The following is a 10,229-nucleotide window of genomic DNA, read 5'->3' as shown; positions in this document are numbered from 1 at the left end:
TGCGCCCGCACTGGCACACCCATTTCACCGTCAAGGACCCCGTCACCGTCGCCGACACCGCCCGCGACCACGGCGCCACCGTCCTGGCCGACGGCACCTCACCCACCGGCCCCTGGGTCCGTGTCAGCGACCCCGACGGAGCCACCTTCACCCTCAACACCCCCAGCTGAACGCCTGAGCCCCTGAGCCCCTGAGCCCCTGGATCCCTGAACTCCCGCCGGGATCCGTGCCGTACGGGACCGGCCCGCCCTGTCCCGTACGCGACCGGCTGCCCTGTCCCGTACGGTGCGCGGTCCCGCACGCGAGCGCGCCGCCCTCGCGCGTGCGTTGCGCTCACCGGCCCGGCGGGGCACGATGCCCGGGCGGATTCGGGTCCTGGTCCCTGCGAGTGTGGAGGTGGCGTCGATGTGCCGTCTGTTCGGACTGAGCAGTGCCCCGCGACGCAGCCGGGCCACCTTCTGGCTGCTCGACGCCCCCGACAGCCTCGCCGCGCAGAGCCACCGGGACCCGGACGGGACGGGGCTGGGTTACTTCGACGCCGCTGGCGCGCCCCAGGTCCGCAAGGCGCCCGATGCCGCCTACGAGGACCGTGACTTCGCCCGCGAGGCGCGGCAGATCAGCTCGGCGACCTTCCTCGCCCACATCCGACTCGCCTCGACGGGCAGCCTCACCGACGCCAACACCCACCCCTTCCAACAGGACGGCCGGCTCTTCGCCCACAACGGGGTCGTCGAAGACCTGCCGGCGCTGGAGGCCCGGCTGGGGACGGACATGGGGCTGGTGCGCGGCGGCACGGACTCGGAACGGTTCTTCGCCCTGATCACCCGTGAGATCCGGGACGCCGGCGGCGACATCGGCCTGGGCGTCGAGCGCGCCACCCGTTGGATCGCCGCCCATCTGCCCGTCTACTCCCTCAACTTCGTCCTCATCACCGCGGACGAACTGTGGGCCCTGCGCTACCCCGCCACGCACGAGCTGTACGTACTGGAACGCGAGGCGGGCGGCCCGCACGGAGACAGGCACCTCGACCACAGCGGCACCGCCGGCCGGATGCGCGTGCACTCCGGGGACCTCGCCGACGCCCCGGCGTGCGTCGTGGCAAGCGAGCCCATGGACGAGCACCCCGACTGGCGCCTGATGGAGCCCGGCATGCTGCTGCGTGTGACGCCGGACGGCCGGGCCGAGCAGCGGCTCGCCGTGCCGGACCCACCGGCACGGCCGCTCGCCCTGAGCGATCTGTCCGAGCGGGCCGCCCATTCGCAGGCGGCCAGCGGCTGAGCGAGAGCAGCGCGCTCGCGCCCCGGCCGCTTCCCGGCGCCAACAACCCACAGCTGCAAGCCGCTACGCGCCGGTCTCCGGGTCGGACCGCTTCGACGACGTCTGGCTGGCGTCCGGGGTCTGCCAGGAGTCCGAGCGCGGCTGCGGCTCCCGCGGCGGCGTCGGCTTACGGGCGGCCCGACGGCTGCCGAACCAGAACGTGCCGAGGAGTACGGCGACGATGACGATGCCCACGCCGGTGAACAGAAAGGCGGTCGAACCGGCGGCCACGATCTGCGAAGAAGCAAAGGTGTTCATGGGGGAGCGTTTACCCGGCGGTGCGCGGGTGATGACATGGAGGCGCCGGGAGACTTTGTCGAGGAGGCATCTGGCGTGGAGCAGGCGTCCGGCCTGGAGCGGGCGTCCGGCCTGACAGGGGCGTCCGGCCGGGATGGGGCGCCAGGCCAAGAGCGTCCGCTCTCGCCGGGCTCCCGCGCTCGCGCTCCTGTGCGCCGCCGTTGCTCCGACGCGGCCCTCCTCTACCCCGAGTTATGACTGTGGGTGACCGTTCCGGATGCGGGCGTGGCAGGACGCTGTTTGGCTGGGGTCAGCTGTACCCCCCACCACGTTCCAGGAGTGATCATGAGCGTCGCAGACGAGTTCGCCGCCCGTGCCCGGCAGATGCGTCAGAAGGCCGAGGAGTTGCAGCAGGCCGCGGAGCGTGCCGCAGACCCCGAGGAGAGCCGGCGGCTGAAGGAGAAGGCCCGTCACCTTCAGGAGCAGAGCCGGATGGCGTCCGAAGGCCGCGGCATCGACCCCATGTAGCCGTGCGCCTCGCGTCACCCGCGTCACGACGGTCCCTCGCGCCCCCAGAGCGAACGAGGGGCCGTCGTGCGTACGGGGGCCCGCGCTCAGCCGGTGAGGTTGCCCGGCAGGGCGAGCCCTCCGAGCAGGGCCGTGCCCACCAGCAACCAGGCGACGTAGTCGCCGATGTGACCGGAGTGCAGCCGCCGCAGGGGCTCCGCCCAGGTGGACGGTTCCCGTCGCGCCGGGCCGCGCACCGCGATGCCCGCGAGGCCCACGGCGAGCGCGGTCGAGGCGAGGCCGAGGAGCACGCCGGGCAGGGCCCAGTGCGGCGCGTGCGGCGCCGAGGCGTCGAAGGCCCGGCCCACCGCCGCGGCGACACCCGGGACGAGGCCCACGGCGAGCGCTCCGGCGAGCAGCGCGGCCGGCACAGCGGTCATCGTCACCGGCACCCGGCCGATCCGGCCCTCCGTCTCCGGCTCCTCGTCGTCGCCGCTCGTCTCGTACCCGGGGTCGCCCAGCGGCCGCGGGCCGAGCCCGAGGAAGACACGGGCCGCGACCCGCAGCGTGGCGCCGGCCGTGACCGCGGAGACGGCGACGAACAGAACCGTGAAGGCGCCGCCCGCCGACTCCTCGGTGAGGGATTTGCCGAGCCCCGTACCGAACGGCGGCAGGCCTGCGAGGGCGAGCGCGCCCACGGTGAAGAGGGCTGCCACCACCGGCAACTCCCGCGCCCTGCCGTGCAGTTCGTGCTCGTCCACGCTGCTGTAGCGGTCGAGCAGGATCCCGGCGCAGGCGAAGAGCGCCGCCTTGACGCCCGCGTGGCCGAGGACGTAGAGGGCCACGCCGCCGGTCGCCTCCGGCTTCAGGAGCCCGATGCCGACGAGGAAGAGACCGGTGTGCGCGACGGTCGAGTAGGCGAGGAGCCGTTTGATGTGGCGTTGCTGCCAGCACATGAGGGAGCCCACGAGGGCGGTGAGGACACCGAGCACCACCAGGGCGCGTTCGGCATCCGGCGCCGGCACTCCGCCGGGTCCCGCGAACACCGTCGCGTAGACGCGCCACGTCCCGTACAGGCCGAGCTCGACCATGACTCCGGACAGCAGCATGCACACCGGTGTGGGCGCCACCGCGTGGGCGTCCGGCAGCCAGAAGTGGAACGGCAGCGCCGCGGCCTTGACCAGCAGGCCCGTCAGGACGAGCGCGAAGGCGGCCAGAACCAGCGCGTCGGGCCCGCCCCGCGCGTCGAGGTGCTGCCCGATCTGGCGCATGCCCAGTTCGCCGGTGCGCGCGTAGAGCAGCACGATCCCGGTCAGGGTGGCGTACGCGCCGAGGGAGTTGAGCACCCCGAAGGTGAGCGCGCCCTGGACGGCCTTCGCCTCCTCGACGCGGTAGCCGGTCAGGGCGTACGCCACGACGCTCATCAGCTCGAAGAAGACGAACGCGTTGAACAGGTCGCCGGTGAGCGCGAATCCGCACATGCCGGCCTGGAAGAGCAGCACGAGAGCCGGGAACGAGCCGGCGTGCCGCTGGGGAGGCTCGTCGAAGTACCGCCAGGAGTAGACCAGGACGGCGACGACCAGGACGGAGACGAGCGCGGCGAACCCGGTGCCGGGTCCATCGCCGACCAGGACGATGCCCACGCCCTCGCCGCCCTTGGGATGCCAGCCGCCGACCCACTCGACGGCGGTGGGGGAGGAGTGCAGCATGAGAGCGACCGCGAGGACTGCCGTGGCGGCCGCCACGGAGCATCCGATCAGCTCGGCCGCGACGCGGGGGAGCCCGCGGCCGGCGGCGACGAGGGTGGCGGCGCCGAGCAGCGGCAGAGCCACGACCAAGGGCAGGAGATGGTTCATCCGCGCAGCTCGGACAGTTCGTCGGGGTTCACCGTGCCGTGTCGTTTGGCGACCTGTATCACCAGAGCGAGCAGCAGGGCGGTGACCGTGGCGCCCACCACGACGTCGGTGAGCGCCAGGGCCTGCACGACGGGGTCGACGAGCGGGCGTGAGCCCGGCTTGATGTCGGAGAAGACGGGAGCCGTGCCGCCGTCCCGGTAGCCCACGGCCAGCAGCAGGACATACGTGGAGGACTGACAGACCGTCAGGCAACCCACGGCGTGCACCAGATGACGACTGGTGGCCAGGCCGTAGCAGCCCACCAGGAAGATCCATCCGGCGACGAGATACGGCACTACCGACATCACTGTGGTCCCACACCCCCGTTCATGATCCATCCCTGTCCTTGTTCCCGTTCCCGTTCCCGTTCCCGTTCCCGTTCGTGCCCCTGCCCTTGTCCTTGTCCTTGTCCTTGTTCTTGGCTGCGCCGTCGTCCTCGATCTCGACGGCCTGGTCGAGGAAGTGGGCGAGCAGCACCACCACGGCACAGGCGACCTCCATGCCGACCGCCGCGTTGAGCAGCGGCACCGTGCCGCCCGACGCCAGCGTGTTGAACGTGCCATAAGGGAGGAGGGTGTTGGCGAGGAACGCCGAGCCCTGGAGCATCACGGCGACGCCGACGACGAGATACGTGGCCTCACCCGCGGCGTCGCCCACCTCGTAGAGCCCGAGTGGCCGGATCCGTTGCAGCGCGTGGTAGTCCGCGCCGATGTAGAGCAGATGCAATGCGGTCGCCACGACCACCCCGCCCTGGAAGCCGCCGCCGGGGCTGAGCTGACCGTGCGCGATGACGTACAGACCGGTGAGGAGGGCGACGGGCAGCATGATCAGTGCGTAGCGGCGTACGGCGGGCGCGACCTTCGCGGGGGCGGGCTCGACCTCGCGTTCGTCACGGGTCTGGCGCAGTAGCACCACCGTCCCGAGCACCGCGGCGAACAGGATGCTCTCCTCGCCCAGGGTGTCGAAGGCCCGCAGGTCGAAGTTGACGGAGGAGATCACGTTGGCGGTGTTGCGCGAGAGGGCGGCGGCCACGGCGCGTTCTCCGTAGGGGTGGCCGGCACCGCCGAAGCGCGGCAACCGCAGACAGGCGGCGGCGAACAGTGCGGCGACGCCGAACCCGCCCGTCGCGAGTACCCACATCCGCATCCGGCGACTCACGTGTCACCGTCCTTACGCTGTCCACGGCGCCGTACTTTGCGGACGGACAGCAGGATGAGCAGCGGGGTGAGGGCCGAACCCACCGCCAGTTGCGACAGCCCCACATCGGGGGCCTGAAGCACCAGGAACAGAACGGCGAGCGTGAGTCCGAGCACCGCGAGCACCAGCGCCTGACGGGCGGGGTCGCGCACCAGCACGGCGGCCGTCGCCGAGGCGGCGACCAGCAGAAGCGAGACGAGGATCAGCGCGTCGGTCATTTCGCCGCGCCCTCGTCCGAGGGGAAGCCGCCCGAAAGCGCCCGGGAGGCGATCACGTTCCCGGCGACGAGCAGCACCCCGATCAATACGAGCTTCACGGTCGCGCGCCCGGGGTCGGTGGCCACGCACGCCGCCACCACGACCCCGACGGTGGCCAAAGCGGCCAGCACCGTCAGCGCGTTGGCGTGCGGCGGGTCGCCTTCGAGATCCTCAGCGAGCAGCCGGGCGTACACCAGCGTGCCCGCCGGGCCGAGCACGGCGAGCACCAGCGCGAGATCGTCATAGGCCGGCCGGGAGTAGGCCTGGGCGAGCAGCAGCATGACCAGACACACCACCGAGGTGCCGAAGTTCTGCGCCACGACGCGGCGGTCGAAGGGGCCGGTCGACACGCCCCACACCACGGGCCCGAGCCCGGCGGCCAGCACGGCGGTCGCGGCCACGAGCCAGCCGTTCACCAGCCGCTCGTCGCCCGGCGCGCCGCCGCTGCGGCGACCGCCGCCAGCAGTGCGGCCGCCGCCCCCACCAGACATTCCAGGGCGTCCACCGTGCTGATGAGGACGAGCCATCCGCCCGTCAGAAGCAACCACCATGCGAGCACTTCCGCGGTTACGGCCGCTGCTCGTCCCATCCCTGCATCACCTCGACACCCGACCCGTCATCAGCTGTTCGGCCCGTTCCCGACCCTCCCGAGCCCGCTTACGGCGTACTAGCGGCCCGTTCATGGCCCGTTTATGAAAGCACCGCCGGCCGGCGCTCCGACGACGGCGCTCCGGCGATGGCGCTCCGGCGATGGCGCGCTGTGCCGGAGCCAGGGAGCAACACCCTTGCGGGGAGCGGCGGGAGCGGCCCTTCCGAGCTCGACCTGTACCCGGAAGATCACATGTCAATCACCCGACAGGGTGGAAGAGAGCCATCGGGTCGGCGCGGGGACGCGCGACGCGCCCGCCCTCGCCCCCCTGCCCGGCCGCTCCTCAGCCGGATGGCGGGATCCCGGCCCGCGTGCGAGGCCGGTGAAGCGATACCTGGCTAGGGTCGGAGCTGAAAGGGCCCGGCTCCGGTGGCCTCCAAGAGAGGTCCTCGAAGAGAGGTACTGGCAGATGCACGCATCGCACGCCTTCGCCTCACCCGCGCCGGGCAGGCCGGGCAGGCCTGGCGGACCGAAGGACCGGGGCGGACCTATGGACCGTGATGACCGCGGCCCAGCCTGAGGGCGAGGGCCCCGAGCCCGTCGAGCGGTCCTCCGTGAGCCCGGCGAACGGCCGGAGCGGGCGTGGGGGCCGAAGAGTCGTGGTCGGCGGCAGATCCTGGATCGCCGTGGGGTTCGGGCTCGGCCTCGGGGCGACCCTGGCGTGGCTGACCGTTCAGACCGTCCTGGAGGTGGGCAGCCTCCTGACCCTGCTGCTGCTCGCGGTGTTCATCGCGCTCGCACTCGAACCGGTCGTCGCCTGGCTCACCCGGCACCGGGTACGCCGTGTACTGGCCGTGCTGGTGGTCCTGATCGCCCTGCTCGGGCTGTTCGCGGGGTTCCTCGCGCTGGTCGTCCCGCCGGTGAGCGACGAGATCAACGCCTTGATCAAGGCGGTGCCCGGCTGGCTGCGCGAACTGCACGACCACAACTCGACGCTCGGCAGACTCGAGGACCGCTACCACATCCTCGACAAGGTCAAGCAGCAGTTCTCGTCCGGCGGTGCGGCCGGGCTCGCCGGCGGCCTGCTCGGCGCGGGCCGGGTCGTGGTGGGCGCGGTGACCTCGGCGATCGTCGTCATCGTCGTGACGGTGTATGTGATGGCGTTCCTGCCGTCCCTGAAACGGTTCTGCCTGCGCTTCGTCGCGGCGAGCAAACGCCCGCACGCCCAGGAGGTGACCGACGAGATCCTGAACCGAGTCGGCCGATACATGCTCGGCAACGTCGTCACCTCGGTGATCGCGGGTCTCGCCTCGTTCCTGTGGTGCGTGGCCCTCGGCGTGCCCTATCCCGCGGCGCTCGGTGTCTTCATCGCTCTCATGGACCTCATCCCCATCGTGGGCACCACCATCGGCGGCTTCGTCGTCAGCCTCGTGGCACTGTCGGTCTCGCTGCCCGTGGCCCTCGCGACCGCCGGGTTCTATGTCGCGTTCCGGGTCGCCGAGGACTATCTGATCGTGCCCCGTGTGATGCGGTTCGCCGTGGACGTCCATCCGCTGGTGACCGTCGTGGGCGTGCTGCTCGGCGGCGCGCTCCTGGGCATCGTCGGAGCCCTGGTCGCCATCCCGGTCGCTGTCGCGATCGGGCTGATCCTGGACGAGCACGTCTTCTCCCGTACGGACGCGTCCTGAGCCTCCGCGCCGGTTGCTCCCGTACGGACGCGTCCTCAGCCTCCGCGCCGGGCCCCGCCGGAGCGGTGCGCGGCGCGGCGCGGTGTGCCGTGCGGCGCGGCGGCGGGGCCGCCCAGCGGGACGCTCAGATCCGCTGGTCGCTGTAGCCGCACACCCAGGCAAGCCCGTCGTGCACGCCCCGGGTGAAGTCCCGGGCGCCCCGCTGCGCGGTGGGGTCTTCGAGCTGGACCACGGCGGCGTCCACCTCGGCGGTCAGCAGGCGCAGGTCGGGCACGCGGTGTCGGGCTGCGGAACCCGTGACCGGGGCGCGGGGCGCTCGGCCGGTGGCCCAGTTGTAGGCGGCCGCCACCCCGAGGGCGAACTGTGCGGGCGTCTCGGAGCGTGCGTTCAGGTACTTGAGTGCCAGGTCCACGTCGGTGCGGTGCCGCACGCCGATCATCGTGCTGCCGATCTCTCGCCCCGACCGGTCCTCCGGGGTGGTCCCGCTCTCGGGTGCGGTCACTTCGCTCACCTCTGCTTGCCGTATGTCGCCGCTCTCGGGGCCTCCCTGAGCGAGTACCCCCTCCTTGACCGTATCGACATGTCCGTTTCGCAGCACTGCGGGCGCCGACCTGGCCGGAGTGGCCGCGGGAGCATTCACTAACCTGGCCGCATGACGATGCACGAGGCGGTCCCGGTGACGGTGGACACGATGATCGAGGACCTCAGGACGCTGGTCGAGGTCGAGTCCCCATCCCGTGATCTCAACGCCTTGGCGGCATCGGCCAAGGCCGTCGCGGCGATCATCGAGAACCGCCTCGGCGGCCGTGCGGTGCTGGTGGAGAGCGAGGCCGGGCCACACGTCCACTGGTCGGGCGGTGGCGAGCCCAGGGTGCTGATCCTCGGCCACCACGACACGGTCTTTCCGCTCGGCACCCTGGAGCGCCGCCCGTTCGAGGTCGCTGACGGGCGGGTGACTGGACCGGGCGTCTTCGACATGCTGGGTGGTCTGGTGCAGGCAGTCCACGGGGTGGCGGCCCTCGACGACCGCTCCGGCGTCGAGATCCTGGTGACCGCCGACGAGGAGGTCGGCTCCCGTTCCTCGCGCGCGCTCATCGAGGAACGGGCCCTCGCCTGCGGCGCGGTCCTCGTGTGCGAGGGCGCGGCCGACGGGGGAGGGGTCAAGACCGGGCGCAAGGGATGCGGCACGTTCCAGGTCTTCGTCGAGGGACGGGCCTCGCACGCCGGCCTGGAACCCGCGGCCGGGGTGAACGCGCTGGTCGAGGCGGCCCACCAGGTACTGGACATCGCGGCGCTCGGCCGGCCCGAGCTCGGCACGACCGTCACCCCCACCGTCGCGTCCGCGGGCACCCTGGACAACGTCGTACCGGCCGGGGCCACCGTCGTCGTGGACGTACGGGTCGAGTCGGCCGGGGAGAAGGAGCGGATCGAGGCCGCCTTCGCCGCGCTGACCCCGCACCTCGACGGGGCGAAGATCACGGTCGAGGGAGCGGTGGGGCGTCCTCCGATGCCCGAGTCCGCCTCCGCCGCGCTCTTCGCGCTGGCCGAGCGGCTGGTCCCCGGCCTCGAAGGCAAGGCGGTCGGGGGCGGGAGCGACGGCAACTTCACGGCGGCCCTGGGAGTGCCCACCCTCGACGGGCTCGGGGCGGTCGGGGGCGGCGCCCATGCCGACCACGAATACGTGGTGATGGACACCATGGCCGGACGGGCCAACCTGGTGGCAGGACTCGTGCGGTCCCTGCAGAGCTCGGGCGCCCTGCAGAACTCGGGACGGGATCGGTGACCACGGCGACGACACCCGGCCGGCCCGGTTGCTAGACGGAGGGTCTGAGGGGGCTGTCGCTATCGGCGCCGCCTTCAGCTCCCTGGGCGCCTTCAGATCCCTCGGTTCCCTCGGTTCCCTCAGGAAACGTACGCGGAAGCGCGTCGAGCACGGTGAAAAATCCGTCGAGGCGGACGATCCTCAGCACGTGTGAGATGCGGGGAGTGCCGCGTATCAGCCGGAGCGCACCGCCCCGCCGCTCCACATGGTCGCGTACCGAGAGGAGCAGGCGGATACCGCCGGCGTCGAGGAAGGTCACCGCCCGCAGATCCAGGATCACGTCGGCGACGCCCCGGCTTACCAGGGCGTGGATGCGCGGGCCGAGCTCGGCATGGGCCAGCATGTCCAGTTCGCCGTGCAGTTCGATGATGATGGTGCCGCCCACGGTGCGCGCCCGCAGCCAGAAGGCGAGTTCGTCTGCGCCCACGTCGTGCCTGCCTGTCTCTTGAGCCCCGGTGCTTGAACGGCGTCAGCATCCGAAGGAATTTCACTCTCCGTGACCCTCTCGCGGGGGCGCGAAGCGGGAGCGTATGGGAAACCCCCTGGTAGTCCTCATGCCCCGATGATCTGAGGATCTCACGTCTGTGACGTTCTGTAGTGATACGAGTTTCGGACAAGGTGGGAGCGGTGGGTCCGTGGGGAAGGCGGCGATGACGAGGGCACTGTCACCCTCCGCCGCTGGCCGGATCGCCTCGCCGTGATGGTCCTCGTGGGTTCCCG

14 protein-coding genes are annotated in these 10,229 nt (G+C 71.7%); 5 read left to right on the top strand and 9 right to left on the bottom strand.

The features are described 5' to 3' along the window. A partial coding sequence (locus tag AB0D31_RS30660) for a VOC family protein (protein WP_362729153.1) occupies positions 1-170 on the top strand: 170 nt, incomplete at its 5' end. 235 nt (positions 171-405) lie between these two features. Next, entirely contained in the window at positions 406-1,278 is an 873-nt protein-coding gene (locus AB0D31_RS30655; RefSeq protein WP_362729151.1) for a class II glutamine amidotransferase, read from the top strand. A 63-nt stretch (positions 1,279-1,341) separates the two neighbouring features. Here the strand turns inward: AB0D31_RS30655 and AB0D31_RS30650 are convergent, their stop codons facing one another. Next, positions 1,342-1,575 (bottom strand): DUF6479 family protein, encoded by a 234-nt coding sequence (locus AB0D31_RS30650; protein ID WP_362729149.1) that lies wholly within the window; start codon positions 1,573-1,575, stop codon positions 1,342-1,344. Between the two features lie 324 nt (positions 1,576-1,899). Between AB0D31_RS30650 and AB0D31_RS30645 the strand changes: the two genes are divergently transcribed. Next, positions 1,900-2,082: a DUF6381 family protein gene (locus AB0D31_RS30645; protein ID WP_362729147.1), complete on the top strand. Its 183-nt coding sequence runs from the start codon at positions 1,900-1,902 to the stop codon at positions 2,080-2,082. A gap of 86 nt (positions 2,083-2,168) precedes the next feature. Here the strand turns inward: AB0D31_RS30645 and AB0D31_RS30640 are convergent, their stop codons facing one another. The 6 genes from AB0D31_RS30640 to AB0D31_RS30615 are packed head-to-tail and all read right to left on the bottom strand — an operon-like array spanning position 2,169 to position 5,999. Continuing rightward, entirely contained in the window at positions 2,169-3,917 is a 1,749-nt protein-coding gene (locus tag AB0D31_RS30640) for a complex I subunit 5 family protein (protein ID WP_362729146.1), read from the bottom strand. Beyond that, complete coding sequence (locus AB0D31_RS30635; protein ID WP_362729144.1) at positions 3,914-4,261, bottom strand: sodium:proton antiporter; 348 nt, start codon at positions 4,259-4,261, stop codon at positions 3,914-3,916. Before AB0D31_RS30635 ends, AB0D31_RS30640 begins: the two co-directional genes overlap by 4 nt. A 22-nt stretch (positions 4,262-4,283) precedes the next feature. Continuing rightward, positions 4,284-5,114, bottom strand: coding sequence for a hydrogen gas-evolving membrane-bound hydrogenase subunit E (mbhE, locus tag AB0D31_RS30630; protein ID WP_362729142.1), 831 nt, complete (start codon positions 5,112-5,114; stop codon positions 4,284-4,286). Then, positions 5,111-5,371 (bottom strand): hydrogenase subunit MbhD domain-containing protein, encoded by a 261-nt coding sequence (locus AB0D31_RS30625; RefSeq protein WP_362729140.1) that lies wholly within the window; start codon positions 5,369-5,371, stop codon positions 5,111-5,113. Before AB0D31_RS30625 ends, mbhE begins: the two co-directional genes overlap by 4 nt. Continuing rightward, on the bottom strand, positions 5,368-5,826 hold the full coding sequence (locus AB0D31_RS30620; protein WP_362729138.1) for an MrpF/PhaF family protein: 459 nt from the start codon (positions 5,824-5,826) through the stop codon (positions 5,368-5,370). Before AB0D31_RS30620 ends, AB0D31_RS30625 begins: the two co-directional genes overlap by 4 nt. After that, on the bottom strand, positions 5,823-5,999 hold the full coding sequence (locus AB0D31_RS30615; protein ID WP_362729137.1) for a hypothetical protein: 177 nt from the start codon (positions 5,997-5,999) through the stop codon (positions 5,823-5,825). Before AB0D31_RS30615 ends, AB0D31_RS30620 begins: the two co-directional genes overlap by 4 nt. Before the next feature lie 659 nt (positions 6,000-6,658). Between AB0D31_RS30615 and AB0D31_RS30610 the strand changes: the two genes are divergently transcribed. Beyond that, complete coding sequence (locus AB0D31_RS30610) at positions 6,659-7,687, top strand: AI-2E family transporter (RefSeq protein ID WP_362729135.1); 1,029 nt, start codon at positions 6,659-6,661, stop codon at positions 7,685-7,687. Positions 7,688-7,811: 124 nt separating this feature from the next. Here AB0D31_RS30610 and AB0D31_RS30605 read toward each other — a convergent pair whose 3' ends face one another. Beyond that, the gene (locus AB0D31_RS30605) at positions 7,812-8,189 is read right to left on the bottom strand and encodes a hypothetical protein (RefSeq protein WP_362729134.1); all 378 of its coding nucleotides are present in this window, start codon (positions 8,187-8,189) and stop codon (positions 7,812-7,814) included. A gap of 150 nt (positions 8,190-8,339) precedes the next feature. On the opposite strand from AB0D31_RS30605, the gene AB0D31_RS30600 reads away from it, so the two are divergent. Further along, positions 8,340-9,470 (top strand): M20 family metallopeptidase, encoded by a 1,131-nt coding sequence (locus AB0D31_RS30600; RefSeq protein ID WP_362729132.1) that lies wholly within the window; start codon positions 8,340-8,342, stop codon positions 9,468-9,470. 31 nt (positions 9,471-9,501) lie between these two features. Here AB0D31_RS30600 and AB0D31_RS30595 read toward each other — a convergent pair whose 3' ends face one another. Continuing rightward, complete coding sequence (locus tag AB0D31_RS30595) at positions 9,502-9,936, bottom strand: STAS domain-containing protein (RefSeq protein WP_362729130.1); 435 nt, start codon at positions 9,934-9,936, stop codon at positions 9,502-9,504. Between the last annotated feature and the right edge of the window lie 293 nt (positions 9,937-10,229).

Source organism: Streptomyces sp. NPDC048361 (assembly GCF_040651795.1).
Classification (GTDB): Bacteria; Actinomycetota; Actinomycetes; order Streptomycetales; family Streptomycetaceae; genus Streptomyces.
This window is presented reverse-complemented; position numbering and strand designations above follow the sequence as displayed.

What these genes read in the sequence shown, in the direction of transcription:
- AB0D31_RS30645 (WP_362729147.1), top strand. Translation starts at nt 1,900, where the DNA reads ATGAGCGTCGCAGACGAGTTCGCCGCCCGTGCCCGGCAGATGCGTCAG.
- AB0D31_RS30625 (WP_362729140.1), bottom strand. Translation starts at nt 5,371, where the DNA reads ATGACCGACGCGCTGATCCTCGTCTCGCTTCTGCTGGTCGCCGCCTCG.
- AB0D31_RS30600 (WP_362729132.1), top strand. Translation starts at nt 8,340, where the DNA reads ATGACGATGCACGAGGCGGTCCCGGTGACGGTGGACACGATGATCGAG.
- AB0D31_RS30640 (WP_362729146.1), bottom strand. Translation starts at nt 3,917, where the DNA reads ATGAACCATCTCCTGCCCTTGGTCGTGGCTCTGCCGCTGCTCGGCGCC.
- AB0D31_RS30650 (WP_362729149.1), bottom strand. Translation starts at nt 1,575, where the DNA reads ATGAACACCTTTGCTTCTTCGCAGATCGTGGCCGCCGGTTCGACCGCC.
- AB0D31_RS30655 (WP_362729151.1), top strand. Translation starts at nt 406, where the DNA reads ATGTGCCGTCTGTTCGGACTGAGCAGTGCCCCGCGACGCAGCCGGGCC.
- AB0D31_RS30615 (WP_362729137.1), bottom strand. Translation starts at nt 5,999, where the DNA reads ATGGGACGAGCAGCGGCCGTAACCGCGGAAGTGCTCGCATGGTGGTTG.
- AB0D31_RS30635 (WP_362729144.1), bottom strand. Translation starts at nt 4,261, where the DNA reads ATGTCGGTAGTGCCGTATCTCGTCGCCGGATGGATCTTCCTGGTGGGC.